At 72.3% G+C, this 26,496-nt stretch carries 24 protein-coding genes and 1 riboswitch; of the genes, 16 read left to right on the forward strand and 8 right to left on the reverse strand.

Annotated features, from left to right (window positions below; genetic code table 11):
* Positions 1-256 precede the first annotated feature (256 nt).
* Positions 257-1,993, forward strand: a complete 1,737-nt coding sequence (locus O7616_RS14885) for a hypothetical protein (protein ID WP_282307332.1) — start codon at positions 257-259, stop codon at positions 1,991-1,993.
* Between the two features lie 104 nt (positions 1,994-2,097).
* Here O7616_RS14885 and O7616_RS14890 read toward each other — a convergent pair whose 3' ends face one another.
* Positions 2,098-2,607, reverse strand: coding sequence for a GNAT family N-acetyltransferase (locus O7616_RS14890; protein ID WP_282307333.1), 510 nt, complete (start codon positions 2,605-2,607; stop codon positions 2,098-2,100).
* A 100-nt stretch (positions 2,608-2,707) separates the two neighbouring features.
* Here O7616_RS14890 and O7616_RS14895 point away from each other — a divergent pair, with 100 nt between their 5' ends.
* Genes O7616_RS14895 through O7616_RS14910 form a run of 4 tightly spaced genes read left to right on the forward strand, consistent with a single transcriptional unit; the run spans position 2,708 to position 5,375 of the window.
* Entirely contained in the window at positions 2,708-2,959 is a 252-nt protein-coding gene (locus O7616_RS14895; RefSeq protein ID WP_091401397.1) for an acyl carrier protein, read from the forward strand.
* Positions 2,956-4,221, forward strand: a complete 1,266-nt coding sequence (locus O7616_RS14900; protein WP_282307334.1) for an AMP-binding protein — start codon at positions 2,956-2,958, stop codon at positions 4,219-4,221. Before O7616_RS14895 ends, O7616_RS14900 begins: the two co-directional genes overlap by 4 nt.
* A complete protein-coding gene (locus tag O7616_RS14905) occupies positions 4,214-4,960 on the forward strand; it encodes an SDR family NAD(P)-dependent oxidoreductase (RefSeq protein ID WP_282307335.1) in 747 nt (248 codons plus the stop codon). The genes O7616_RS14900 and O7616_RS14905 overlap by 8 nt, the downstream gene beginning before the upstream one ends.
* On the forward strand, positions 4,944-5,375 hold the full coding sequence (locus tag O7616_RS14910; protein ID WP_282307337.1) for a hypothetical protein: 432 nt from the start codon (positions 4,944-4,946) through the stop codon (positions 5,373-5,375). The genes O7616_RS14905 and O7616_RS14910 overlap by 17 nt, the downstream gene beginning before the upstream one ends.
* A gap of 369 nt (positions 5,376-5,744) precedes the next feature.
* Here the strand turns inward: O7616_RS14910 and pseI are convergent, their stop codons facing one another.
* Positions 5,745-6,797 (reverse strand): pseudaminic acid synthase, encoded by a 1,053-nt coding sequence (gene pseI / locus O7616_RS14915; protein WP_282307338.1) that lies wholly within the window; start codon positions 6,795-6,797, stop codon positions 5,745-5,747.
* A 133-nt stretch (positions 6,798-6,930) separates the two neighbouring features.
* Complete coding sequence (locus tag O7616_RS14920; protein WP_282307339.1) at positions 6,931-8,103, reverse strand: glycosyltransferase; 1,173 nt, start codon at positions 8,101-8,103, stop codon at positions 6,931-6,933.
* A gap of 301 nt (positions 8,104-8,404) precedes the next feature.
* On the opposite strand from O7616_RS14920, the gene O7616_RS14925 reads away from it, so the two are divergent.
* From O7616_RS14925 to O7616_RS14945, 5 genes are all read left to right on the forward strand, one after another.
* Positions 8,405-9,586, forward strand: a complete 1,182-nt coding sequence (locus O7616_RS14925; protein WP_282307340.1) for an acyltransferase — start codon at positions 8,405-8,407, stop codon at positions 9,584-9,586.
* A 94-nt stretch (positions 9,587-9,680) separates the two neighbouring features.
* Positions 9,681-10,067, forward strand: coding sequence for a hypothetical protein (locus tag O7616_RS14930; protein ID WP_282307341.1), 387 nt, complete (start codon positions 9,681-9,683; stop codon positions 10,065-10,067).
* Between the two features lie 132 nt (positions 10,068-10,199).
* A complete protein-coding gene (locus O7616_RS14935) occupies positions 10,200-10,970 on the forward strand; it encodes a hypothetical protein (protein ID WP_282307343.1) in 771 nt (256 codons plus the stop codon).
* Positions 10,971-11,255: 285 nt separating this feature from the next.
* A riboswitch (cyclic di-AMP (ydaO/yuaA leader) is annotated at positions 11,256-11,397 on the forward strand.
* A gap of 244 nt (positions 11,398-11,641) precedes the next feature.
* Positions 11,642-12,478: a C39 family peptidase gene (locus tag O7616_RS14940; protein ID WP_282307344.1), complete on the forward strand. Its 837-nt coding sequence runs from the start codon at positions 11,642-11,644 to the stop codon at positions 12,476-12,478.
* 134 nt (positions 12,479-12,612) lie between these two features.
* Complete coding sequence (locus tag O7616_RS14945) at positions 12,613-13,359, forward strand: alpha/beta hydrolase (RefSeq protein ID WP_282307345.1); 747 nt, start codon at positions 12,613-12,615, stop codon at positions 13,357-13,359.
* A gap of 4 nt (positions 13,360-13,363) precedes the next feature.
* Here the strand turns inward: O7616_RS14945 and O7616_RS14950 are convergent, their stop codons facing one another.
* The 4 genes from O7616_RS14950 to O7616_RS14965 form a co-directional block, all read right to left on the reverse strand.
* Entirely contained in the window at positions 13,364-15,034 is a 1,671-nt protein-coding gene (locus tag O7616_RS14950; protein WP_282307346.1) for a CDP-glycerol glycerophosphotransferase family protein, read from the reverse strand.
* Between the two features lie 33 nt (positions 15,035-15,067).
* Positions 15,068-16,585 (reverse strand): bifunctional cytidylyltransferase/SDR family oxidoreductase, encoded by a 1,518-nt coding sequence (locus O7616_RS14955; RefSeq protein WP_282307347.1) that lies wholly within the window; start codon positions 16,583-16,585, stop codon positions 15,068-15,070.
* Between the two features lie 135 nt (positions 16,586-16,720).
* Positions 16,721-17,497, reverse strand: coding sequence for an ABC transporter ATP-binding protein (locus O7616_RS14960; protein WP_282264614.1), 777 nt, complete (start codon positions 17,495-17,497; stop codon positions 16,721-16,723).
* A 34-nt stretch (positions 17,498-17,531) separates the two neighbouring features.
* On the reverse strand, positions 17,532-18,425 hold the full coding sequence (locus O7616_RS14965) for an ABC transporter permease (RefSeq protein ID WP_282307349.1): 894 nt from the start codon (positions 18,423-18,425) through the stop codon (positions 17,532-17,534).
* Between the two features lie 178 nt (positions 18,426-18,603).
* Here O7616_RS14965 and O7616_RS14970 point away from each other — a divergent pair, with 178 nt between their 5' ends.
* The 3 genes from O7616_RS14970 (at position 18,604) to O7616_RS14980 (ending at position 23,485) form a co-directional block, all read left to right on the forward strand.
* On the forward strand, positions 18,604-19,242 hold the full coding sequence (locus O7616_RS14970) for a TetR/AcrR family transcriptional regulator (RefSeq protein WP_282261185.1): 639 nt from the start codon (positions 18,604-18,606) through the stop codon (positions 19,240-19,242).
* A gap of 139 nt (positions 19,243-19,381) precedes the next feature.
* A complete protein-coding gene (locus tag O7616_RS14975) occupies positions 19,382-21,517 on the forward strand; it encodes a DUF6077 domain-containing protein (protein WP_282307350.1) in 2,136 nt (711 codons plus the stop codon).
* Positions 21,518-21,727: 210 nt separating this feature from the next.
* Positions 21,728-23,485 (forward strand): CDP-glycerol glycerophosphotransferase family protein, encoded by a 1,758-nt coding sequence (locus O7616_RS14980; protein WP_282307351.1) that lies wholly within the window; start codon positions 21,728-21,730, stop codon positions 23,483-23,485.
* Between the two features lie 57 nt (positions 23,486-23,542).
* Here the strand turns inward: O7616_RS14980 and O7616_RS14985 are convergent, their stop codons facing one another.
* Positions 23,543-23,881 (reverse strand): DUF952 domain-containing protein, encoded by a 339-nt coding sequence (locus O7616_RS14985; RefSeq protein WP_282307352.1) that lies wholly within the window; start codon positions 23,879-23,881, stop codon positions 23,543-23,545.
* A gap of 112 nt (positions 23,882-23,993) precedes the next feature.
* On the opposite strand from O7616_RS14985, the gene O7616_RS14990 reads away from it, so the two are divergent.
* The 3 genes from O7616_RS14990 (at position 23,994) to O7616_RS15000 (ending at position 26,492) form a co-directional block, all read left to right on the forward strand.
* On the forward strand, positions 23,994-24,305 hold the full coding sequence (locus O7616_RS14990; RefSeq protein WP_282261177.1) for a hypothetical protein: 312 nt from the start codon (positions 23,994-23,996) through the stop codon (positions 24,303-24,305).
* 87 nt (positions 24,306-24,392) lie between these two features.
* Positions 24,393-25,049 (forward strand): response regulator transcription factor, encoded by a 657-nt coding sequence (locus O7616_RS14995; RefSeq protein WP_282261176.1) that lies wholly within the window; start codon positions 24,393-24,395, stop codon positions 25,047-25,049.
* Positions 25,050-25,058: 9 nt separating this feature from the next.
* Entirely contained in the window at positions 25,059-26,492 is a 1,434-nt protein-coding gene (locus O7616_RS15000) for a HAMP domain-containing sensor histidine kinase (RefSeq protein ID WP_282307353.1), read from the forward strand.
* Positions 26,493-26,496 lie beyond the last annotated feature (4 nt).

Here is a 26,496-nt window from a genome sequence, read left to right on the forward strand (position 1 = left end):
CCCCTACCCCCGTGAATGCCGGGCACCGTGCGGGCGAACACTTCCCCGTAGCCCCCAACCGGCCTGACCAGTCCGGTCGAGGCCGTTACAGTGGCCGCGCGGGAGACTCGGCGGCCCTTCTCACGGCCACCTCCCGCGTTCATCCGACACCCGCACCGCCCGGTGCGGGTGGTTCATCCCGAGCGTCACCGACGCGGGCCGACCTGCCCGCGGAGTCCGCGCGGGCCCGATCCGGCTGGCAACCCTGGAGGCGTTGATGGCATCCGGTAGCGACGTGATCGAACGGCCGGAGGTCGTCGCGGCGACACCGGACCCCGGGTCCACCCGGCGTTGGGTGGTGCCGGTGCTGCTGGTCGTCGGTTGGGTGCTCAGCGTCGCCTGGCGGATGTGGCTGTCCCGGCACATCGTGTTGCCGATCGCGCACACCGACGAGGACAGCTACCTGAACACCGCCCGTGCCCTGGCCGGCGGGCCGGGCGGTTTCAGCAGTGAGAACGACCTGCTGCGGCGGGTCGGCTACCCGATGCTGATCTCGCCGGCGTTCCTCGGGGACCGGGACTTCTCCGACAGCTACCGGATCGTCCAACTGATCAACGCAATGATCAACTCGACGCTGCTGCCGTTGGCGTACCTGCTCGGTCGCCGCCTGCTCCGGCTGCCCCGGTCGTACGCGCTGCTCGGAGCGGTCGCGGCGGCGACCCTGCCGGCCACCGCCTTCTACGCCGGCATCGCGATGATCGACACGGTGATGGCTCCGCTGGTGGTGGCCTGGTTGCTCGCCGTGCACCGCTGGATCGAGCGGCCCGGTCCGCTCGCCGCCGCCACCGTCGGTCTGCTGGTCGGCGGGTTCCACCTACTGCACTCCCGGGGCCTGGTGATCGTGGCGGTGCACGCCGGGCTGGTCCTGCTGCTGTTCGTCCGCCGGCGGATCAGCCCACCCGCGGTCCTCGCGGCGCTGCTGCCGGTCCTCGCCATGGCGCTGGTCAACGCGGCCGCCATCCGCTACCTCGGCGACAAGGTCTACCTGCTCGGCAGCACCCCCGGCGGTGGCACCGTCGAGGCGGTCGCCTCCGCGCAGGGTGTGGTCCGGGTCGGTGCCGCCGTCGCCACCCAGCTCTGGTACCTCGTGGTGATCACATTCGGGTTGGCGGGAGTGGCCTGGGCCTCCGCCGTACGCGAGCTGTGGCGGCCACGGCAGGGCGACGCGACCCGCTGGACGATGGGCGTGGCGCTGGTGGTGACCGTCGGGGTGGCCGGTGGAGCCTCGGTGATCCTGGCCGGCATCACCGGCAAGCCGCTGGACGCGATCTACGGCCGTTACGTGCAGATGCTGGCGCCGTTCTGGCTGCTGGTGGGGCTCGGGGTGCTCCTCACCGCCGGTCGCCGGGTCGTCCTGCGCCGGGTGGCGGTCGCGGTGGCCCTGCTGGTCGCCGGTGGCGCGCTGATCGCCGTCCGGCTCGCGTACGTGGCCAGTCGTGGCCACCACCTGCGCTACGGCGGTTTCAGCGCACCGGACCTGGTGGCGTTGACCGGTGGGTGGCGGGAGATGCGGCCGGTGGTCGGGTCGCTGGTCGGCATCGCCGGCTGTCTGCTGCTGGTCGCCGCCGTCCTGGTTCCCCGACTACGGATGCCGATGCTCGGCGTGCTCGTCGTGGCCAACCTGGTGACCATGCAGGTCATCGATCACCGCATCGTGCGGCCCACCGTCGCGAGCACCGCGCCGACGCCCTCGGTGGCCGACGTCGGCGTACGCCCCGGCGAGCGGGTGTGGGCTTCGACCGGTGTGCACTACGTCCTGCGGTTCAACCTCAGTCACCAGGTGACCTGGACCGACGTCCGCTGGTTCGGCCTCGAACAGCCGCCGGCCGCCGCGCAGGTGGTGTTCGCCCGCTGGGCGCCCGGGCAGGCCGACGACTGGGACGGCACCGCGTACGGCTTCGTCCGGCTCGGCGGTAACCCGGCGCAGCACTGGGCTGCCTGGCGGCGCGCCTGACCCACCCCGCACCCCGGTGGACACCGCCGTTCGTGAACGGCTGATGTCCACCGGGGGCATTGTCGGTTAATGAATTCCGTCGGCAGTGGAAATATGTTCCGCAATCAGCGTTGGCGACGGTCGGCCCGGGCCAGGAAAATCGGGATGACCGTGATTTCCCGACCGTCGGACGACTCCTGGCGTGGGGTGCCCTCGACGAATCGGAAACGTCGGTTCATCTGCCGTACGACGGTATTGTGCGCGAGCACCTCCCCGTCCAGGCGGTCCAGGTGCAGCCCGTCGAAGGCATACTCCACGGCCTCCCGCATGACCCCCAGCCAGGCGGGCAGCGTCTCGCCCCTCCCGTCCAGCCCGTCGGCGTCCAGATAGAAGCCCCACGCCCCCGTCCGTGGGCCGTCCAACCGCAGGTCGAAGAAGGTGACCACCCCGCAGGGTCGGTCCTCTCGGACGTACATCAGAATCCGCCGGGACGGGTCGTCCCGGACCGCCGACCACCACCGGGCGTGCTCCTCGGCGGTGATCTCGTGACTGGTCTTGCTGACCTGGCGGTTGGTTTCCTGATTACGCCAGGACAACATCAGGTGAACGTCGTCCGCTGTCGCTTCGCGCAGCACGTGCGTCTCGCTTTCTTAGCTGTTCACGTCCGGTCCCGGCACCCTACCCGGGCCTACCGGCAAAGCAGATATGCATTCGTTGGGTTGTAGACTCCGGCGCATGAACGAATTGAGTCGCGCGCAGATCCGCGACCTCATGGCTCAGGTGCTGAAGAATCAGGACAAGGAGCTGCCCGCTGACGACGCCGCGCAGCTGCGCGAGATCGGCTTCCGGTCGCTGGACTTCTCCGAGCTGGCCCTGCGGGTGGAGGACGAGACGGGGGAGGAGCTCAACTTCGACGCACCCGGCCTGCGCCGTATCGCCACCGTCGGGGACGTCCTCGACTTCCTCGTCGAGCTACAGCACCAGTGACGGTCGCGACGACGGACCACCGGACACCGGCGGGCCCGGAGCCGGCCGGCGTCGACAACCGGCTCGTCGTCGGCGGCACCGCGCTGACCTGGCGGGCGCTGCCGCTGCCGACGCTCCCCGACCCGGGCGCGGTGCTCGCCCACTCCGCCGTGCACGCGCTCGCCGCCGCCCGGCAGCACGCCGTGTACGGCACCGAGCTGCTGCTCAGCACCGTGAGCCGGGTCGACGCGGCGATGCGTGCCGAACTGCTCGACGCCGGGTTCACCGTCGGCGTCCTCGACGGCGAGGAAGTGCACCCGAGCGTCCCGGCCCGGCCGCGAGCCGCCGAAGCCGGCCGGCTGTGGCTGCTGACCTCGGGTTCGACCGGGCGTCCCAAGCGGGTCGGGCACACCCTCGACACGCTGACCACAGTGCGTGGCGACCAGCCCGATCGGACGTGGCTCTGCCCGTACGCCCCCGGCACGTACGCCTGGTGGCAGGTCGTCACCCTGTCGTTGACCCAGCCCGGCCAGCACCTGGTGGTGGTCGAGCCGGACGAGTTGGACGACTGGCCCGCTGTCGCGGCCGCCCACGGCGTCGACGCCGCCTCCGGCACCCCCACCTTCTGGCGGCGCACCCTCTACCGCGACGCCGCCGCGTTGGCACGGGTGCCGCTGCGCCAGATCACCCTCGGCGGCGAGCCGGTGGACCAGGCGATCCTGGACCAGCTCCGGGACGTCTTCCCCGCGGCCCGGATCTCCTGGATCTACGCGTCCTCCGAGGTGGGGGCGTCCATCGTGGTGCACGACGGGCGGGCCGGGTTCCCGGTCGACTGGCTGGACCTGGACACCCCGGGCCGGCCGACGCTCTCGGTGGTGGACGACGAGCTGGTGGTCACCTCCCCGTTCCACGGGGCCGGACTGGCCGGTCCGGTCCGCACCGGGGACCGGGTGCAGGTGCTCGACGGCCGGGTGCTGATCACCGGCCGGCTGGACTCCGACGAGATCAACGTCGGCGGCAGCAAGGTCTCCGCCGGAGTGGTCCGCGGTGTGCTCACCGAGCATCCGGCGGTGGCCTGGGCCCGCGTCACCGGCCGCCGTGCGCCGGTGCTCGGCCGGATGGTGGTCGCCGAGGTGGTTCTCGCCCCCGCCGAGCACCTGGACGTCGACGAGGCCGCGCTGGTCCGCTGGTGCGCCGACCGGCTTCCCGAGCACGCGGTACCGCGTCGGATCCGTGTGCTGACCGAGATTCCCGTCAAGGAGACCCTGAAGAGCGATGTCTGACACCCAGCTCGTCCCACCCAGCTCCGTGGTCCTCGTCTCCGGTGGCTCCCGAGGGCTGGGCCTGGCCATCGTCACCGACCTGCTCGACGCCGGCGTACGGGTGGCCGCGTTCGCCCGCACCGTCACGCCGGAGCTGGAGAAGCTCGCCGCCGAGCACCCCGACCGGGTGCACGTCGGCTCGGTGGACGTCACCGACCTGCGCGCCGCGCAGAGCTTCGTCCGTGCCGCCGAACAGCACCTCGGCCCGATCGACGGCATCGTGAACAACGCCGCGACGGGGCAGGACTCGCTGCACGCGCACACCGCCGACGACGACATCACGCGGATCATCGAGACCAACCTGACCGCCCCGCTGCAACTGACCCGGCTGGTGATCCGCCGGATGCTCGCCAAGGGGCTACGCGGGCGGATCGTCAACATCACCTCGATCTGTGGGCAGCGCGGCTTTCCGGGCCTGGTCGCGTACTCGGCCACCAAGGGCGGCATGGACGCCGCCACGCGCTCGCTGGCTCGGGAGTTGGGCGGCCGGATGCTGGTGAACTCGGTCGCGCCCGGCTTCTTCGCCTCGGAGATGTCCGCCGTGCTCGGCCCGACCCAGCTCGACCAGATCGTGCGCCGCACGCCGACCGGGCACCTGACCGAGCCGGAGGAGGTCACGCCCGTGGTCCGGATGCTGCTACGCGAGCACACGAACATCAACGGCCAGGTCATCGTGGTGGACGGTGCCGCCGCCATCTGACCTGCGGCCGGTTCTGCGTCCGGTGCCGGGCCTGTTGGCCGCCGCCGAGCGGCACCTGCGCATCGGGTCGCCGGCGGCCCTGGCCGACGCCCTGACCCGTAGTCACCTCGGCGACGGACGCTGTGTCGGCTGGTACGGCCCACCGGTCCCCGGGTGGCGGGTGGCGATCGACGCGGAGCGCGCCGACGCGCCGGTGCCGCCGGCGCTGGCCCGCCGGTTCGGCACCGGCGAGTTCTGGGCCCGGTGGACCCGGGCCGAGTGCTGCTGCAAGCTGGCCGACGTGCCGATCGCGACCTGGTGGCGTCGGCACGGGCTGGGCGTTCCGGCGCACGGCGGTGCCCTCTGGCGAACCCTGCGGGTGGCCGACCTGGTGGTCACCGTCGGCTTCGCCCCCGCGACCCGCGCGCACGACTAGGGCCTGTTTCATAAGGGCGGTCGAGCCGAGGCGGAGTCCGGGCGGCGATCCGGCAAGGCGCGGTTTCGTCCGGATACCGGTGTTGTATCCGGACGAAACCGCAACGCCGCCGGGCGTCGTCCGGGCCCGCCGCAGGCCGGCCAGTTCTTATGAAACAGGCCCTAGGTGCCGCCCGCCGCACGCCGCCCCGCCCCGCGCCGCCCCGCGCCAAGATCCGAGCAACTTCCCTGATGGTGCTGCCTCCCGCGTGGGGGAGGCAGCACCATCCCTGATGTTGCGCGGATCATGGGGACATCGGCCGTTCAGCGCCTGGGGAGGTCGGCCGTTCAGCGGCGTCGGGTCAGGCCGTTCAGCTCAGACGTTCGACGGTCAGATCAGGTCCCAGCTCAGCGGGGTGCCGCGGGGGACATCGGTGGTGAAGGTACGGCCCAGCACCCGGTCGATCTCCACCGGAGCCAGCCCACCGGCCGGTCGGATCGACCGGACATTGTGGACGGTCACCGGGTCACCGGCGCGTACGTCCTCGACCACGAACAGCGAACGGCGGAACCGAAGCCCCTCCCGCTCGGCCGGTGTCGGGCCGATCGCGGTGCCACCCAGCGCCGCGTACGCGCGGCCGGACTCGGCGACCAGGGCCGCCAGCTCCGCCGGGTTCAGGGAGAAGTCCGAGTCCACGCCGCCGTCGGCCCGGTCCAGCGTGACGTGCTTCTCGATGAAGCAGGCGCCGAGCGCAACCGAGGCGACCGCCACCCCGATGCCCGGCGTGTGGTCGGAGAGACCCACCGGCACGTCGAACGCACCGGCCAGCACCGGCAGCCGGCGCAGGTTGCTGTCGGCCGGCGGCGCCGGGTAGGACGCGGTGCAGGCCAGCAGGACGATGCCCGCCGCGCCACCGTCCCGGGCGGTCCGCACCGCGGCGTCGATCTCGGCGACCGTCGCCATGCCCGTGGAGATGACCATCGGCTTGCCCGTGCCGGCCACCAGCCGGATCAGCGGCAGGTCGACCAACTCCGAAGAAGCGATCTTGTACGCGGGCGCGTCCAACGACTCCAGCAGCTCCACGGCTGTCGCGTCGAACGGTGACGAGAACACGGTCAGGCCGCGCTCGCGGGCCCGTTCGAAGATCGGGGCGTGCCACTCGTACGGGGTGTGCGCCCGCTCGTAGAGGCGGTACAGGTTCTCGCCGCCCCACAACTCGTGCCCGTTGGAGATCCGGAACGCCGGGGTGTCGACGTCGATCGTGATGGTGTCCGGGCGGTACGTCTGGAGCTTCAGCGCGTGCGCCCCGCTCTCGGCCACCGCGTCCACGATGGCCAGTGCCCGGTTCAGGTCACCGTTGTGGTTGCCGGACATCTCGGCGACCACGAACGGTCGCTCCCCGGCACCGACCGCGTGCGGTCCGATCTTGATTGTCGCCGTCATTCCGACCTCTGCTCGGGTACGCCCGCACCGGGGTGCGGTGGTGCTGTCGTCGTCCGCCCGGCGGGTGGACGACCTGGAGAACCAGGGCGCCGGGAGCCGACCCGGCCCCCGGCGTGTGGTGCGGTGGGGACGGTCACGGCAGGCGGCTCCCGGCCAGCGCGTCGCGCCGCTGGGTCGTGACGGCCTCGCCGTCATCCGTCGTCGCGGTGTCCGCCACTCGGTTCGGGTCGTCGTCGGCGGTGACCGAGCCGGTGCCGGTGTCGACGCCGCCGGCCGGGCCGGGACGACGCAGGCGACCGGCGACGCGGTGCGCCTGCCGCAGAGCCGAGTACGCCAGCCAGTCGCCGCGCCCGACGAGGCGGTGCTTGAGCCCGGCCACGCCCGACGGCAGCGGATGACCGCCGGTGGGCAGGTACCGGCGGTAGTGCTCGGCGGCCCGGTGGAAGAAGTCCCGCCGCAGGTGCGGGTGCAGTCGCCCGTCGTTACCCACCACCACCAGATAGTGGTTGATCATCAGCTGGAACAGTTCGGCCTGCAGCCGCTCGTCCGGGTGCTTGCGGCCGACCCACTCGAACAGTCGCTCGTACTGGGCGAACGCGTCGAAGTGCCGGCCGCTGCGGGTGGACGTGATCGCGCCCTGCCGACCCTGCCGGTACAGGTAGCAGACCCGGTCCAGCACGGAGATCTTCTCGGCGCCGATCAGCAGGGGGTGGCTGAACGGGATGTCCTCGTACCAGCCGGGGAAGAAGCGCAGCTCCAGGTGGTCCAGGAAGTCCCGCCGGACCACCTTGTTCCAGGCGGTGTGCTGCACCCGCAGCAGCTGCGGCTGGTCGTCCAGGCGGGTGACGCCGGTGATGCCGCGCAGCAGGTGACTGCTCGCGTCGACCTCTCGCCGACCGTCCTCGTGCACCCGCAGGTGGTCGAGCATCAGCACGTCGGGCTGGTGTTGGCGTAGCCGGTCCAGCACCGCCGCGATCGTTCCCGGTGGCAACCAGTCGTCGCTGTCGACGAACCAGACGTAGCGGCCGGTGGCCACGTCCAGCCCGGCGTTGCGGGCCAGGCCGAGGCCCACGTTCTTGCTCAGGTGTACGACACGGACCCCGTCCCGGCCGGTGGCGTAGGAGCGGAGCATGTCGCCGCAACCGTCCGGGGAGGCGTCGTCGACGGCGACGATCTCGACCGCGTCCGACTCGCCCGCCGGGATGTCGGCCCGAATCGACTCCAGGCACTGGTACAGGTACGCCTCGACGCCGTACACGGGCACGACGATGCTCAGCAGCGGTGCGTGCGTCGGCTCATTGACCACGTCCGCCACCTTTGACGACCCGGGTGGCCGGGCCCGGAACCCGACGTGACCGCCGATGGTGAAGTCCCTGAACTCCCGCCGAGCGGAAGGTTAACGGCGGCCGGTCCGCAGTTCACCGGTCCGGCGTGCCGGTGGCGGGGCAGGCGGCGCGGGACGCGTCCGGTTCACCCGGGAGTGACCCGGTAGGGTGCCTCGGTGCGGCCCTGCCGGGCCGTCGCGGGCGTCGCCGTCGCGTCGTCCGACGCCCCGCCGAGGAGGATACGGACGTGCTGGTGACCCTGCCGAGCTTCGGGATCCCGGCATGACGAGCGCCGCTGCGGTGTCGACCGCCGCCGTGCCCGCCCGGCTGCCCTCGCTGACCGGCCTGCGGTGGATCGCCGCGTTGCTGGTCTTCGGCTTCCACGCCGGCACCATGCGGATCATCGCCGAGCCGGACTACAAGGCGGTTGTCGACGCGCTGTTCACCCTCGGCCTGTCCGGGGTGCAGTTCTTCTTCATCCTCAGCGGTTTCGTGCTGGTCTGGTCGGCCCGCGTCGGCGACTCCCGGCGCACCTTCTGGCGGCGTCGGGTTGCCAAGATCTACCCGAACCATCTGGTGCTGTGGGGTGCGGCCCTGCTGGTCGCCTGGTGGTTCGCCGACCCGGTCCTGCCGGCGGTGGCGCTGGAGAACCTGCTGCTGTTGCAGGCGTGGGATCCCCGGATGGGCTGGTTCTACAGCGTCAACACGGTGAGCTGGTCGCTCTCCTGCGAGTTCTTCTTCTACCTGTGTCTGCCGCTGGCGCTGCCGCTGCTGCGCCGGGCCCGTCCGAAGCTGCTCTGGGTGCTGATCGTCGCGCTGCCGCTGCTGATCCTCGCGCTCTGGCCGGCCCAGCAGTTGGTGCCGGAGGTGAGCCGGTGGTGGTTCACCCAGATCTTCCCGCCCGTACGGTCGCTGGAGTTCTGGTTGGGCGCGGTCGCGGCCGAGTTGATGCGCCGGGGTCTCTGGCGCGGCCCGGGGCTGACCGTCGCCAGCCTGGTCTTCGTGGCCACCTGGGTGGCGGCCGCCCAGTGGATTCGCGCGGAGTTGTGGACCACGCTGCTCGCTGTCGCGTACCTGTTGGTGATCACCGCCGCCGCGGACGCCGACGTGCGGGACAAGCGGTCGCCGTGGCGGTCCCGGCCGCTGGTCTGGCTCGGGGAGGTCTCCTTCGCCTTCTACCTGGTGCACGTCCTGGTGATGACGAGCGTGCTGCGGTTGAGCGGCGACTGGGGGACCGGGTTCACGGGCTGGCGCGGTCCGGTCGTGGTGCTCGGCTTCCTGGTGGTGAACCTGGTTCTCGCCGGGCTGCTGCACCGCTTCGTCGAGACGCCGATGATGCGTCGACTCGCACCGCGCCGCCCGGCCCGTCCGACGACCGTCCCCCGACAACGCGCGGGCGGCCCCGACGCCGCCGCAGACGGCGAGCAGACCAACGACCGATCACCGTACGTCGACTCGCGCTGACACCGTCCACCCTGCTCAGCGGGGGTTCGGCGCGGCGCTGGACGACACGCCCGTGGTCGGTGCGCCGAGGCCGGTACGACGGTAGCGTGGGCTCGTGCTTCCGGTCGCGCTCACCTGTCCGCTGTGGTGGGTGGCGCGCTGGGCGACGCGGGTGCTGACCAGCCTCGCCGTCGTCGCGGCTCTGGCGCTCGGCGCGGGCCCGGCCTCGGCCGCCGTGCCACAGTCGTTCGCCCCCGGCACGCTCCCGGCGACCTGCTCGTCCACCTCCACGCCGGAGGGCGTGCACGAGGCGCGGGCGGTGACCGAGCAGCCCGTCGAGGACACCTCCTCGGCGTGGTCGGTCGACCCGCAACCAGCGCCGCCCGCTGAGCAGGTCGCTGTCACGACCGGCCCGCTGCCGGTGGGCGTGGCCGGGTCCGACCGGCTGCCCCTCGGCCACGCCCCGAGCAGCCGGGCACCCCGAGCCCCGCCCGGGCGCTGAGTCACCGGGACGAGCGTCCCGCCGCCGCGCCTGTCGATCCACCAGCTCCGCGCCCCACCGGCCCGTGCTCCGCCGTGGCCCGGTGGCCGGTGCGGCTCCCCATCGCATCGCTCTCTGCCCGAGGTGCCGACCATGGAGACCGCTGTCTTCTACCAGTTCGTGACCGAGGTGCCGCAGGCCGCCGCCATCTGGTCGACGCTGTTCCTGCTGGCCCTCGGCGTACTCGCCCTGCTGGTGGCCCGCCCCGACCGGGACCGGCCCGCGGACGATCCGCCCTCGACCGCCCCCACCGCTCGGGAGGTGGCCGCCGCCGAGGCCGCCGACCGGCTTCGGTACGCCGAGGAGGTGGCGGTCGCCGCGGCCGGCGCGGCCAGGACCGCGCAGCGGCGACGTGCCGCCTGGCTGACCGCTCAGGAGGAGATGGAGCGGGCCTGGGCCGCCTACGACGAGGCGGATACCGCCGCCCGTCGCTTCGCGGGTGCCGGGGTGTTGCCCACCCCGCACACCCCCCGTACCCCGGCCGAGTACGCCGCCCGGGAGCGCTACCTGCACCGCGCGGCGATGGCGGCGTACTGGCGGGGCGACCTGACCATGGCGCAGCTCGGCGACGTGTTCGCGCATCGGCGCGGCTGGGATCCCCGGCGGCACCCGGTCGAGCAGGAGGTGCTGCTCAGCCGGACGATCCGGGACGCGAGGCGGGCGGACTACCAGGCCGCTTCGGCCCGGGAACGGGCCGCCTGGCGGGACGCCGAACTGGCTGCCGACTCGGCACGGGTCCTCGCCACGGAGGCCGGGGCGGCGGCGGTCCGGCTGCGCCCCGACCCGCTACCCGCGCGGCGGGCGGTGACCGGCGCGTTCCGACCCGCGGTCGTGGCACGCTGGCGGCCGGCCCGGGCGAGTTGAGCCCGATCCGTGACGTGAGCCGGCTCACGCCGACCGGGAATCGGGCGTCCGGCGCGATCGGCGCGATTCTTCCGGCGAATCCGGTCGCATAGTTGGCGGCCTGTCCGGTTGTCGCCCCCAGGCGTCACCGCAACCGCTTGTCCCATCGAGTCACGTCATCGGCAATACGCGCAGAAATTGCCACGCCATTTCGGGTTTACGCAGGTGAAGCTGGCTTGGCAGGGGTGCGGACGGGCCAGTACTGTCGTCCCGTCCGGTGCGGTAACCGATCGCAGAAGGCGACGCCGCGCCGACCCGCTCAATCGTGATCAACGAACCGGGGACCCATCAGTAAGTCCGGGGTGAATCCGCGAGCAATGGCCCGCGGTAGGGCGATCTTCCCGCCCGAATCCGTCAGCTAACCCGGTAGGCGGTGTCGGAAGGAGTTCCATCCTCGTGCAGCACCTTTCCACCCCTCGGTTGTTCCCTCGCCTCCACGGCGCAGCGGTGCCCCCGCTCATCCGTCCAGTGACGGTGAGCTGACCCCCGGGTCATCGCCCAACCGCCCGGCCGCGCCGGGCGTTCCCCTGAGCGGTTCACCATCCGCGGACCACGGTCCGCGCGTCGACGCCTGCCCGGACACCGGTCCGGGCGCCGGTGTGCCGCTCTCCCCCCGATCCGTGGAGGACCCCGTGAAGCACACCCTGCAGCGTCAGCTCCGCCGTTTCGCCACCGAGCGCCCGTACCAGATCGTCGCCGCCTCCGCCGCGGCCCTGGCCATCGCCACCACCACCGGCGCCCTGCTCACCACCGCCGACGACGCCCCCGCCGGCCAGCGCACCGCGACCACCGTCGCCGAGATGCGCAGCGATGTCGCCGCCTCCCGTGGTGAGGTGCGCGCGGAGTCCCCGTCGGCCGGCGCCGCGCCGACCACCGCCGCCCCGGCCACCAGCGCCGCGTCGCCGGCGGCCAAGGCCAAGAGCAACCCCGACCTCACCCGTAAGCCGACACCGCCGAAGCCGCCCGCGACCAAGGTGCTGGACTACGACTACGAGGCGCAGAACACGTACTACAACTGCGGTCCGGCGGCCACCCGTAACGCCCTCAGCGCCGCCGGGATCGACCGCACCCAGGAGGAGCTCGGCGCGGAGTTGGGCACCACCGAGATGGGCACCAACTCGGCTGAGGACACCACCCGGGTGCTCAACGCCGAGGTGAAGGGTTCCCCGTACCGGACCCGGATGTTCGCCGGGGCCCCCAGCCCGGCCCAGATGGACCGGCTCCAGGCCGACGTCGTCAAGGCCATCACCGACGGCCGCGGCGTGGTCGCGAACGTCGTCGGCGACGCCGTCGACACCGACGGTGGCTGGCACTCCTACGGCGGCGGGCACTACATCGCCGTCGTGGGTTACAAGGACAACGGCCGTACCGTGCGGATCGCCGACTCGGCCAACGCCGCCGACCCGTCGTACTGGATCACCACGATCGACCTGGCCAACTGGATCGCCAGCCGGGGCTACTCCGCCTGACCCGGGCACGCTGACCGCCGCGGGCGTCGTCCCCCACAAGGGGCCGACGCCCGCGGCGTTCTCGTCGGTGCCGTCGGTGTCCGGCGGAGGCGACGACTCTCGTACCCGGCCGAGAACCGTGGGAGACTGCGGCCGTGGTGGATGAATGGGGTGGTCAAGCCGGTCGTGGGCGGGTCCTGCTGCTCCTGCACGGGATGGGCACGACCGGGGACGTCTGGTTGCCGTGGGCGCCGTTGCTGGAGCAGCGCTGGGCGGGACGGTGGCTGGCACCGGATCTCGCCGGTCACGGTTGGGCGGAGCCGCTGCCGTCGTACACCTTCGCGGGGTTCGCCGACCGGGTGGCGCGCGGCCTGGCGCCCGGCGACCGGCTCGTCGTGCTCGGGCACTCGCTGGGCGGGGTGGTCGGCCTCGCGCTGGCCGCCCGCGCCGCCGGGGCACCGGTGGACGCGGTGGTGGGCCTGGGCATCAAGGCCGTCTGGTCACCCGACGAGCTGACCCGCGCGGCCGACCTCGCCGCGCGGCCGGTGAGCTGGTTCGCCACCCGGGCCGAGGCGGCGCGCCGCTACCTGCGGGTCTCCGGCCTGGCCGGTCTGGTCCTGCCGGACGATCCGGTGGTGGACGCCGGGCTGCGTCAGGTCGACGGCCGGTGGCGCCTCGCCATGGACCCGACCGCGTTCGCCGTGGGAGAGCCCGACCTGACCGCGCTGCTGGCGGCGACCGACGTGCCGGTCGTGCTGGCGCGCGGCGAGCACGACCCGATGGTCACCGACGAACAGCTCAAGGAGTACGGGGTGCCGGTCGCCACGCTGCCCGGTCTCGGCCACAACGCGCACGTGCAGGACCCGGCGGCCGTGCTGGCGCTGCTGGACCCGTACCGCTGAGCAGCTACACCGGTGTGGGCGCGGCCAGTTCCGGCGTCGGTGCCAGCTCCCGGCGGGCGGCGGTCAGGAACGCCTCGGCGTACGACTCGGCGGGGAAGTCGCCCAGGTAGCGGCGGCGGGTGGCCCAGCGGGCCTCGGCCAGCGGGTCGGTGTCCAGCAGGTCGGTCAGCACACCGTCCAGGTTGGACATGTCTCCGCGCAGCACGTAACCCGAACCGGCCAGCGGGAAGCGTTCCACGAACCGGTCGCCCGCGCCGCCCATGTCGGTCACCGCGTACGGCTTGCCGGAGTAGAGGTAATCGGAGATCACCCCGGACACGTCGGAGACCAGGGCGTCGGAGGAGTTGACGCACTCGGTGAGGCTCAGCTCCCGGGCCGCCGCGCCGAACACGTGCTGCCGACCGGTGCGGGCCCGGTCGGCGGCCAGCAGCTCGGTCAGCCGGCCCAACTGGCGTGCCGACGCCGGGTTCTGCGTCGTGTACGGGTGCGCCCGCAGGATCACCGTCGCGCCGCGTTCCAGCAGCGAACGCAGCAACCGCTCGGCCACCGGCAGCGAGCAGTAGTCGGCGTCGGCGTGGTGCCCGGTCCAGGTGGGGGTGTAGAGCACGGTGGGGTGGGCCAGGCCCCGCGCGGGCTCCGGGCGTACCTGGATCGACTCGACCTGCGGCCGGCCGACCACCACGAACTTCTCGGCGGGGATCCGCACCCCGGCGCGGGCGTACCTGTCGATAGCGGCCGGACCGGCCACGAAGATCCGATCGAAGATCCCGGACACCGGGTTGGCGCTCGGCGCCTTGTCGCTGTCGCCGTGGTGCAACTGGACGTGGGTGAGCTGGGTGAAACGGATGCAGTGGCTGTTCTTCGCCCCGTGGTTGACGTAGAACGCCGCCCGCAGGCTCGGCACCAGCGCCTCGTCCATGGCCCGCAGGGTCGGGCAGTAGACCACCGGGGCGTCGGTGGCCGCGGCGACCGGGGCGAGGAACTCCGGCTCGCGCAGCATGACCAGGAACGGGCGGCCGATCCGCTGCAGGTACGGCAGCCACATGGTGACCTGGTATTCCGAACCGGGCGGGGCCGAGAAGTAGAGCACGAACTCCGGCTGGTGCCGACGCAGCGCGCGGCCCACCGCCCCACCGCCGGCGCCCGGCCGGAACCGCCGCCGGGCCAGGTCCAGCCCGACCGCCCCGGCACCCGCACCGACCAGCAGGCTGGCGAGCAGTGGCACCACGGCCGGCAGGGTCAGCGCGGCGGCGACGGCCACCACGGCGAGCAGCCCGAGCAGCGCGGTGCCGAGCTGGTCGGCGACCAACGGCGTCCAGGCGCGAACCGGCAGGTTCGCCGCCCGGATCTCCAGGTTGCCGGCGGTCCGCAGGGGCCCCACCAGCAGCACCAGCCCCAGCAGGACCAGTGCGGTGGCGACCAGCGCCACGTCGAACCCGTCGTCCAGCCGCCGCCAGTAACCCACCAGGACGGCGGCGGCGATCAGCGTCGTCTCCGCGACGAGGTCGGCGCCGGGCCGGACGCGCTGCTCCGCGGCCGCCGCGACCACTGCCGCGACGGCCACCGCCAGGCCCCAGCCGGTGGCGTCGGTGAGCGCCAGCACGACGAAGGCCAGCACGGCCAACCCGGTGCTCAGGCAGCGGGCAGCCAGCTTTCGGACCAGGTCGCCGCGCATGTCGCTCCGTTCGTGGTTCCGCAGGCGTGGGCGTCAGTTGGCCGACGCCGTGTCGGCCGCCGTCTCGACCTGACCCGGCCCGCCCTGCGTCGGCACGCTCGGCGTGGCCGCGTCACCGGGCGCCCGGCGTACGTCGATCACCTGGCCGGTCAGGTCGGAGATCAGCACGTCCAGGGACGACTGGGCGACGGCCTCCGCGGCGAGCAGCGTGTGCTCCGGCTCCTCGCCGAAGGCCCGCGTCCGCATCGGGGTGGCGGTCCGTTCCGGGTTGATGCAGTTGACGCGTACGCCGACGTCGGCCCACTCGTCGGCGAGCGCCTGGGTCAGGTTGACCAGGGCGGCCTTGGTGGCCGAGTAGAGCGCGTAGCGGGCCCGCCCACGGGTGTAGGAGCTGGAGGTGTACAGCAGCAGTTGGCCCTTGGTCTGCTGCAGGTAGGGCAGCGCCTGGCGAGCGATGGTCACCGGGCCGACGAAGTTGACCTGGAGCACCCGGTCCATGGTCTCCTCGTCCATCTCGGCGAGTTCGCCCCGCTCCAGGATCCCGGCGGTGACCACCACGTGGTCGATCCGGCCGGTGGCCTCGAACGCGGTCGTCAGCGCGGCCTCGACGTCCTCGGCCCGCTCCACGTGGGTGCCGGTGCTGGAGCGGCTGAACGGGAAGACCTGGGCGCCGAAGCGCCGGGCCAGCTCGGTCAACTCGTGGCCGATGCCGTAGCTGCCGCCGAACACCACGATGGTGCGGCCGGTCAGCTCCTCGCTGTAGCTGCGGTGGTCGGTCAGCCGGGGTGCCTGTGCCGCCGCGAGCTGGAACAGCTTGTCGGCCAGATGCACGTCGACCGGGTGGGTGACCTTGATGTTCTCGTCCGAACCGTCGATCACCTTGATCGGGGTGCCGGGCAGGTAGCGCAGCACCACGCCGCAGTCGTCGGTGGCGGCGAAGTTCGGGTCCCCCTCGGCGATCCGGTACGCCGCACGGATGGTGGGGGAGCGGAACGCCTGCGGGGTCTGGCCCCGGCGCAGCCGGGACCGCACCGGGATGTCGGTGATGCAGTCGTTGTCGTCCACCTGAATGATCGTGTCCGCGGACGGGATGGCCACGTCCACGGCGTCGTAGGTCCAGAGGGCGTTGACGCACTCGCGCACGATCCGGCCGCTGAGCAGCGGGCGCACCGCGTCGTGGAAGAGGATGTTGCAGTCTTCCGGGCCGACCGCGTCCAGCGCGATCCGGGTGGTGGCGTTGCGGGTGTCACCGCCCTCGATCACCTTGGTGACCTTGCGCAGGCCGGCCTTCTCGACGATCTGCTGGGCGTCGTCCACGTGACCGGACGCCATCAGCACGATGATCTCGTCGATCTCGGGCGCGGCCTCGAAGACCGCCAGGGTGTGCTCGATGATCGGCTTGCCGGCGATCTTCAGCAGCTGCTTCGGGATGCCCAGGCCCAGCCGCGTTCCGGTGCCGCCGGCCAGAACCACGGCCACCGTCCGCGAGGGCCGCCATGGCGTCGGGGTCTCCGCTGCGGCGTCCGGGCCAGTGGTCTGGTCCTGCGTCATTGCCGGATCCTCACTCTCAGGGATGCGTTAACGGAAAGTTCCGCCCGAGCGGCGACGGGATGAACCTTAACGCGCGGACCGCGCCGCCCCAACGCGGGCGACGCGGTCCGTGGCGTCGTGTCGATGCCGGAGGTGTTACTTGCTGTTCGCGTACGCCTCGTAGGCCCGGACGACCTCGTCGGTGGGGCCGTCCATCCGCAGGACGCCCGATTCCAGCCAGATCGTCCGCTCGCAGGTGTCCCGTACGGACGAGAGCTGGTGGCTGACCAGGAACACCGTGCCCGCGTCCGCGCGCAACTCCCGCACCCGCTGCTCGCTGCGCTTGCGGAAGCCCTTGTCACCGGTGGCGAGCGCCTCGTCGATGAGCAACACGTCGTGCTTCTTGGCCGCGGCGATGGAGAACCGCAGCCGGGCCGCCATGCCGGACGAGTACGTCCGCATCGGCAGGCTGGCGAAGTCGCCCCGCTCGTTGATCCCGGAGAACTCGATGATCCCCTCGGCCTGTCGGGCGACGTCGTCGGGATGCATGCCCATGGCCAGGCAGCCGAGGGTGACGTTGCGTTCGCCGGAGAGGTCGTTGAGCAGGGCGGCGTTCACGCCCAGCAGGGACGGCTGCCCCTGGGTGTAGATCGCGCCCCGGTTGACCGGCAGCAGGCCGGCGATGGCCCGCAGGATGGTGGACTTGCCGGAGCCGTTGGTGCCGATCAGCCCGATCGCCTCGCCCCGGTACGCGGTGAAGGAGATCCCCTTGACCGCGTGCACCTCCCGGATGTTCGGCGCGGAGGTGCGCTTGACCAGCCGACGTAGCGCGGCCACCGGCGTGGTGCCACCGCCGGCGCCCTGGTGGACCCGGTAGATGATGTGCGCGTCGTCCACGACGACGGTCGGGATGCGCTCCTGCGTCGGGGTCATCGTCGCGGTCGCCTCGATGGGCGTGTCGAAGTGCTCAACCACGGCCGTACTCCTGTTCGCCGCGCCAGAAGTAGATGAAACCGCCGATCCCGGCGACCAGCGCCCACCCGGCGCCGACCAGCCAGAGCTGCGTCAACGAGTCGTTGAGCAGCGGCGCCTCCTCGAGCAGCGTGTACCGCGCCAGCTCGATGTAGACCAGCATCGGGTTGTACTGCACGAGGGTCGTCGCCCAGGCGGGCAGCCGCTCGAAGAGGGTGACGCTGTAGAGGACGCCGGAGCCGTACATCCAGGTGCGCAGGACGAACGGCATGACCTGCTTGAGGTCGCTCGCCTTGGAGCCCATCCGGGCCACCAGCAGCACCACACCGGCGTTGAACACCGCCTGCAGGAACAGGGCCGGTACCAGCAGCAACCACTCCAGCGTGATCGGCTCGCCGGTGACCAGCACGATGCCGATCAGGACCACCATCGAGGCCAGCAGTTGCTGGAACTGCGTCAACGTGGTGGACAGCGGCAGGCTGGCCCGGGGGAAGTGCAGCGCCCGGATCAGCCCCAGGTTGCTGCTGATCGACTGGGTGCCGGCCAGGACCGCGCTCTGGGTGAAGTTGAAGATGAACAGCCCGGTGGTCAGGTAGGCGATGTAGTTCGGGATCTCGGCCTGTGCCAGCACCACCCCGAAGATCAGGTAGTAGACCGCCGCGTTGGTGAGCGGTGTGAGCACCTGCCAGAGCTGACCCAGCTTGGCGTTGCTGTACGAGGCGACCAGCTTGGCGTTGGCGTACGAGGCGATGAAGTGCCGGTACGCCCATAGTCGGCGGCTGTACTCGACGATGCTGGGGCGCTCACCGGCGACCCGTAGCCCGTGTCGAGCGGCCAGCTGCGCCTGGGTCAGGCCCGTGTCGGGGTCGACCAGCGCGGTGGTGGCCATGGAAATGGCGCTCCGATCTCTGTGCAGACGGGGTGGCTCGCGACGATGGGATCCTAGTGGGAGATGTGCGCGGGGCGCCGCCTCGTCGCTGCGTGGACAGTAGTCCGAAACACGTCGGGACGCAACCGTATCGTCGTTGCGTTACGCTGGTCCGCGTGACCTGCGATAAGAGCCCTGGATGACGACCGAGAAGAGGCGGGCCCCGGCCGGAGCGGCGGTGCTGCGCGACGAGATCACCGCGGCGATCCGGCGCGCGTTGATGCAGGAGCTCGCGGCCGTCGGCTACGGCCGGCTCTCCATCGAGGCGGTGGCCCGGCGGGCCGGCGTCAGCAAGACGGCGATCTACCGGCGGTGGAGTTCGAAGCTCGACCTGGTGTTGGAGATCGTCGCCGCGGCGGCCCACGGCAAGTTGCCGGCGCTGGACACCGGCACCCTGCGCGGTGACCTCGCCCTGCTGTTCCAGGCGGTGGCGCACGCGCTGCGGCACCCGCTGGCGTCGCAGATCATCCCGGACCTGCTGGCCGAGGCCGCCCGCAACCCGAGCATCGACGAGACCCTGCGTCGGGTGCTGCACGCACGCCAACAGGAGATCGGCGGGCGGCTGGTCACCCGTGCGGTGCAGCGCGGCGAACTGCCCGCCGACACCGACCCGGACGCGGCGGTCGACCTGATCGTCGGCCCGCTCTACTGGCGGCTCGCCATCGCCCGCCTCCCGCTCACCGACAGGTACCTCGACGACCTGGTCGAAGCCGTGGCCGCCGGGCTCGGCGCCGACAGCGCCCTGCCCCGCCCCCGGTCGGCCCCGATCCCGGGTTGACCAGGTCTCCGACACTCGGTCGCCCGCAGGATCGGCCCGCCTGTCCGATTCCGCTAGGCTGCCCCCTTGGCACCCGGCTGTCATCGATCAGACATCCGCTTTTCGCCCTCATTTCGCCGCCGGACGACAAGGACGCCCCGTGACGCAAGTCGAAGACGCTGTTGCGACGCCAGCGCCAGCCGACCAGAGGAACCCCGGTGCCCGACCCGGCGGTGGCAGCCGGCGTGGTCTGATCGGGCGGGTCAACGCCGCGGTGGCGGGGTTGCCCGTCGTGTTCACCGACGCGGCGGTGGTCAGCTTCGCCATCTGGACGCTGCTGTACCACCTCAACCTCGGCCTCAACCTGCGTCCGTCGGTCATCTTCCTGGTCTGGGTCGTCCTGCAACCGGTCGCGGCGTACGTGGCCTGGCGGCTCCGTCGTCGCGACGTGTCCCCACCGTCGTCCGACGACGAGACGGTGACCGCTCCGGCCGAGGCGCCCGCCGACCGCGCGTCGCTGCTGCGTCGGTACGCGGTGCCGGTGGCCGCCGCGGTCGGAGCCGCGGTCTTCGCCGCCTTCGGCAAGGGGTCGTTGAGCTGGTGGCTGGCTGCCGTGCTCGGCCTGGTCTCGGTGGTCTCCGCCTGGCTGGTGCTGTCCCGGGCCGGTAGGCCGACCGGCGCGGTCACCGCCGAGCCCGTCCGGGCGACGACCCCGCTGCAGGGGTACGTCGTCCTCGTCGTCGCCCTGGCCGCCGCGTACTTCGGCACGCTGCTCAACCGGGTGTCCCTCGACGACGTCTTCTACGTCGGCAAGTCGGTGTGGGTGGCCGAGCGGGACACCATCCCGTTCAAGGACTTCCTGTTCACCGAGGGCGTGTTGCCGGGTGGTTCGGCTAACCCGCCGCTGCCGTCGTTCGAGGTGTTCGTCGGAGCGCTGGCCCGGGCGCTGCACGTGCACGCCGCGTCGGTGCTCTGGTACCTCCTGCTGCCGGTGCTGGCCGTCTTCGCGGTCCTCGCCCTGTGGCGTCTCGCGCAGCGCTGGGCCCCGCGTCGCCCGCTCGTCGTGTTCCTCGTGGCGGCGGCCTACATCCTGCTCGTGGCGTACTACGCCGACGCCCTGAACACCTACCACCTGCCCCGGCTCAGCCAGGGCAAGAGCGTCTTCCTGCACGCGCTGATCCCCCTCGCCTGGGTCTACCTCACCGACTACCTGGAGCACCGCTCCCGGCGAGCGCTGGTCCTGCTCACGTTGCTCTCCGTCGCCGGCGTCGGCTACACCACCACCGCCGTGTTCCTCCTGCCGCTGCTCGCCGGGGCGGCCGGGGTGGCGCTGCTGGCCGCCCGGCGGGTGCGGGAAGCCGTCGTGTGCTTCCTGGCCGCCTCGGCCTATCCGCTGCTGTCCGGCGTGCTCGTCCAGGTGCTGCGCGGTGGCGTGGAGGAGGCCGCGGCGACGTACGCGCCGCTGCTGCCGCTGCGGACCATCTACGAGCTGACCCTGTGGCTCGGCCTCCTCGGTCTCATCGGTGGGCTGGCCGTCTGGTTGTCCCCCCTCCTGCTCCGCCGTGGCGTGCCACAGCAGCTCGCCGTCGGCGCCGCGCTGGCGGTGACGGTCCTGATGGTGCCCGGCGTGTTGAAGCTCGGTGGTGACCTGAGCGGTCTGACGGCGGTGCTCTGGCGGGTGCCGTGGATCCTGCCGGTCCCCGCGTTGGTCGGCCTCCTCGCGGTCATCCGACTGCCCGGGCCGGCCCGGGCGAACGGGGTCCTCGCCGTCGTCCTGCCGCTGCTGCTGGTGTTCGCCTTCTACACCGAGGGCAAGCCGATGTGGTACGGCGGTAAGGCGGTCGAGACCAGCCCGACCTGGCGGATGCCGCCCAACCGCAAGGCCGCCTCCTTCTGGATCAAGAAACTGGACCGCCCCGCCGGCCTGGTGCTCGCCCCGTCCTCGGTGATGCGGTCGCTCCCGCAGGTCACCACGGAGGTCCGGGTGGTGCTGCCGCGCGACCTGTACCTCACCGACTACGGCCCGCAGACGCAGTTCGCCACCGACCGGCTGCTGCTCGCGACGTTCGCCGACGGGCAGACCGTGACCCCTGACGGGCAGCCCGTGTCCATTCCCGACGTCGCCGCGGCGATGGACCGGGTGGGCGTGGGCATGGTCTGCGCGTGGAAGGGCAACCCCGCCGTCGCCGCTGCCGCCCCCGCCCTCGGGCTGGAGGAGTTCGCGTCGCGCAAGGCACCGGGTGCCATGGTCTGCTACCGCGTCGGCGCCCCCGGCGCGGTGACCGGCGGATCCTGAGGACGGTCGCGGTGCAGGGGTTTGACCGGAATGCTGCTCGGATACCCGCTCGATACCACCGCGCCCGTTCGCGTTAAGGTCGCAGTCACGTCCGTCGGCCCCGTGCCGGCGTGACGTGACGAGCGCCCACCAGGCGCCTCAGTCTCGGCTCCCGGTGCGCGCGACGGCCCGAGCCCAGCCCGATACGAAGATCGTAGGGAGCGAACTCGCTTGTTCGGCACGTTGTCAGGTCGGATCGGAGTGGCCGCCAGCGCGGCGCTGCTGGTGCTGGCCTACCTGGTCATGCTCGTCGGCGGCGCACTGGGCTGGGTCGCGCTGTTCGCGGTCGCCGGGCTGGCCGCAGTCTTCGGCGACTTCTTCCTCGCCCGCTGGTCTCCGGCCTCGCACGTGCTGCTGGAGAAGGCGGGTCTGCACTGGTCGTACCGGCAGCTGACCCGGGATCTCGCGGCCGTGTTGCTCGTCGTCGCCGAGGTGCGGCTCACCGGCGGTGAGCTGACCCTGCTGTTGGTGCTGCCGGCCGTGGTGTGGGTCGCATCCGTCTTCGCCGGCGCGCTCTCCGTCCTGATCGAGCGCCGTAACCCGATGTCCGCCCTGGTGCGCAACATCGAGTTGGGACCGCTGCGCTCGGCCCCCCGGCCGCCCGCCTGGGCGACGGCGGTCACCGGCGAACGGATGCCCCTGCTCAACCTGCTGCTGGTGCCGGCCGCCGTGGCCGCCGCCGTGCAGCACGACGCCACCCCGTTCTTCTCCGCCGGCACGGTGGGGGTCGTCGCGACCGGTGCGGTGGCCGCCACCGTCGCGCTGACCTGGCTGCGGGGCCGAGGTGCGCCGCAGGCGCCGCTCCTGCCCGCCGTCCAGCGTTGGATGGACACCTACCGACCCGAGGTCGCGCTCTACTTCGCCGGTCCGGCCAAGGACGTCTACCAGGCCAACATGTGGCTCGCCCCGGTCGAGGCGCTCCAGCAGCGCGCGGTGGTGCTGATGCGCAGCCGGGAGGCGTTCCAGGAGTTGGCCGACACCCGGCTGCCGGTGATCTGCGTACCGGCGGGGGTCGACTTCATGAACCTCGACCTCACCGGCATCCGCGCGGCGCTCTACGCCGCGAACGTCGGCGCGAACATCCACATGCTGCGCGAGCCCACCACGAAGCACGTCTTCGTCGGGCACGGTGACAGTGACAAGCAGGCCAGCGTCAACCCTTACAGCAAGGTGTACGACGAGGTCTGGGTGGCCGGCCTGGCCGGCCGGGAGCGGTACGCCCGGGCCGGTGTGGGGGTGCTCGACTCGGACATCGTGGAGATCGGCCGCCCGCAGCTCGCCGGGGTGCACACCTTCGGCGCCGAGTCGGTGGACCGGCCGTTCACCGTGCTTTACGCCCCCACCTGGGAGGGTTGGCTCGACGACGACCCGTACCACACCTCGCTGGTGCTGATGGGTGAGCGGATCGTCAAGGGCCTGCTGGCCACGAGCCCCCGACTGCGGCTGATCTACAAGCCGCACCCGCTCACCGGCTCGCGGTCGACCGCGGCCCGGGCCGTGCACGAGCGGGTCGTGGCGGCCATCCGCGCCGCCGGCGGCGACGCGGACGCGTCCTCCCTGGACGGCACCGCGCACCTGGTGGTCACCGGTCGTACGCCCGCACTGTTCGACTGCTTCAACCAGACCGACCTGCTGATCAGCGACGTGTCCAGTGTGGTCTCCGACTTCGTGCAGAGCCAGCGCCCGTACGTGGTGGCCAACCCGGCCGGCCTGTCCGAGGACGAGTTCCGCCGGGAGTACCCGACGGCGCGTGCCGCGTACCTGCTCTCCAAGGACTGCGGCGAGTTGGAGAAGATCGTCTCGGTGACCCGGGCCGGGGACGACCCGATGACCGAGGCCCGCCGGGAGCTGAAGACCTACCTGCTCGGCCCCGCCGAGGCGAACCCGATGGACCGGTTCCAGGAGGAGATCAGCCGCCTCTGCCGCTGACCGGCACGAATGGCACCGCGCGCCCGGCCCGACACTCTCGGGCCGGGCGCGGCCGGGTCAGCCCAGCAGGGCGGCCACCGCCTCGGCGACCGGGGTGTCCGCCGGCAACGCCTGCGCCGCCACCACCGCGGCGACCGGCAGCGGACCGTACAGGTGCGGGAAGAGGTCCCCGCCGCGGGACGGCTCCCACCGCAGCGTGTCGCCCAACCGGTGCTCCGCGACGCTCAGCAGGGTCAACCCGGTCACGCCGGCGAAGTGCCGGCGCGCCGTCTCCACCACCTGGTCGCCGCCGGAGAGGTGGATGAAACCGTCCTGCCGGTCCACCGCGGAGCCGGTGAAGGCCCCGGCGGCCAGGGCGTCGTCCCATTCGGTGCTGGACAGCAGTTTGTAGATCACCTCGGCAGCCTACGGCGCTGTCCCGGGCGCACCGCGCCGGTTTCGTCGGTACCGCCGCGCTCGTCGCCCCCCGCCGGGCATGCTCAGGTCAAGGCCGCGGAGGGGATGGGCGATGCAGAGCTACGACGACGACTGGACCGACAGCCAGCGCGCGCTGTACGACGAGTGCTACCGGGCCGGTGGCGAGTGGGCCGAGGATCCGGACACTCCGTCCGACGACGTCCAGCACGTGATCAACCTGGCCGAGGCGGACGACGACGCCTTCGAGGACGCCGAGATCGACTTTCCGCCCCTGGTCGACGCGGTCACCCAGGCCGGCGGCGTCACCGTCACGAGTGTGCCGGCCAGCCACGAGGATCCGGGCTTCCGCGGCTTCACCGACGGCGTCCGGGACGCCACCGCCGACGACGTCTTCGGCCTCTAGCCGTAACACCCGAGGTAGGCGGCCTCCCGCTTCGCGCACGCTTCTGCCACCATTCGCAGAACGGCGTTGCGACGGACGGAGGCACGGGTGCGGATCCTGCTGGTGGAGGACGACCGCCGGGTCGCCGGTGCGCTCTCCTCCGCCCTGACCCGCCGTGGGTACGAGGTCGAGCACGCGGCCACCGTCGCGGCCGCGCTCTCCGCAGCACCGTGCGACCTGGTGCTGCTCGATCTGACCCTGCCCGACGGGGACGGCACCGACCTGTGCCGGGAGCTGCGCCGCCGCAGCAGCCAGCTCGGCATCATCGCGGTGACCGCGCGGGGCGAGGAACGGGATCGGGTGCTGGGTCTGCGCCTTGGCGCGGACGACTACGTCGTCAAGCCGTTCTCGATGGTGGAGTTGCAGGCCCGGATCGAGGCGGTGCTGCGTCGGGCCGCGAACGCCGCGCCGGAGCGGCACCTCATCGAGGCCGGGCCGGTACGCATCGACGTGGCCGCCCGGACGGTGACCGTGGACGGCCGCGCCGTCACGTTGACCCGCAAGGAGTTCGACGTGCTGCTCTCGCTGGCCCGCCAGCCCGGGGTGGCGGTGCCCCGCGATCGAATCCTGCTCGACGCGTGGGGCACCACCTGGGCCGACCGGCACACCGTCGAGGTGCACGTCGGGTCGCTGCGCGGCAAGCTCGGCGACGCGCGCCTGGTGGAGACCGTCCGCGGCGTCGGCTACCGCCTGCGTGACGCGTGAGGGGCTGACGTGCGCCGCCGACTGGTGATCAGCTACCTGCTGCTGATGGTGCTCGTCCTCATCGCGTTGGAGACACCGCTGGCCGCCACCATGGCCAGCCGGGAGACCGAACGGGTCCGTGCCGACCGGCTCGCCGACGCCACCCGGTTCGCCTCGCTGGCCGGGCCGGCGTTACGCGACGGTGGGCCGGGCCCGATCGAGTCCGAGCTGACCAGCTACGACGACCTGTACGCGATCGGCGTCGCGGTCGTCGACCGGGACCGGAGCACCCCCGTCGCGTCGCCGAGGTGGCAGCCCGACCCGGGGACGGCGGCGGTTCTGGACGTCGCGCTGTCCGGGCAGCAGACCAGCGCGCCCGAGTCGGTGTGGCCCTGGACGACCGGCCCGGTGGTGGTGGCCGCGCCGATCAACGACGGCGGTGAGGTGCTCGGCGCGGTGGTGATCGTGACGCCGTCCGACCCGATCCGCCGGGCTGTCGCCGCGTGGTGGCTGCTGCTCGCCCTGGCCGGTCTGCTCGCCGTGCTGGCCTGCGTGCTCACCGCGTTCGGGTTGGCCGGTTGGGTGCTGCGCCCGGTCACCGAGCTGGACGCGGTAACCCACGAGATCGCCGAGGGCGACCGGGGCGCCCGGGTGCAGCACCGCCTGGGCCCGCCGGAGCTACGCCGCCTGGCGACCAGTTTCAACCACATGGCCGACGTCGTCTCCGACGTGATGGACCGGCAGCGCGCCTTCGTCGCGCACGCCAGCCACCAACTGCGCAACCCGCTCACCGCGCTCCGGCTGCGGGTGGAGGAGCTGGGGCCCAGCCTCACCGACCCGGATGGCCGGTCCGAGCACCGGCTGGCCCTGGAGGAGACCGACCGGTTGGCGTTGGTGCTCGACGCCCTGCTCACCCTCGCCCGGGCCGAACGGGAGGAGAACGAGCGGGTCACCGTGGACGCCGCCGCCGTGGCCGCGTCCCGGGTGGCCGCGTGGGCGCCGCTGGCCCGGCACCGTTCGGTCGCGTTGCGGTTGGCCACGACCGATGCCCCGGCGTACGCCCAGACCGTGCCCACCGCCGTCGACCAGGCGCTGGACGCGTTGATCGACAACGCGGTGAAGTTCAGCGGGGCCGGCGGGGCGGTGACGGTGACGGTGGCCCGCCGCGACGACGGGGTGGCGCTGGAGGTGCGGGACTCCGGGCCGGGCATGACCGAGAGTCAGCTCGGCCAGGCGACCGAACGGTTCTGGCGAGCGCCGGACGCCCAGAACGTCGACGGCGCGGGGTTGGGGCTCACCATCGCCGCCGTGCTGGTGGACGCCTCCGACGGGCGGCTCACCATGCGCCCGGGGGAGTCGCGAGGGCTGGTCGCCGCCCTGTGGTTCCCGGCTGCGGAGCCCGACCCGTCGGTGGAGCCCCTGGACGCCGAGTCGACCGCCGACCTGCGGCCCACCCCGGCGTGACGGC

It is taken from the genome of Micromonospora sp. WMMD964 (genome assembly GCF_029581455.1).
GTDB lineage: Bacteria > Actinomycetota > Actinomycetes > Mycobacteriales > Micromonosporaceae > Micromonospora.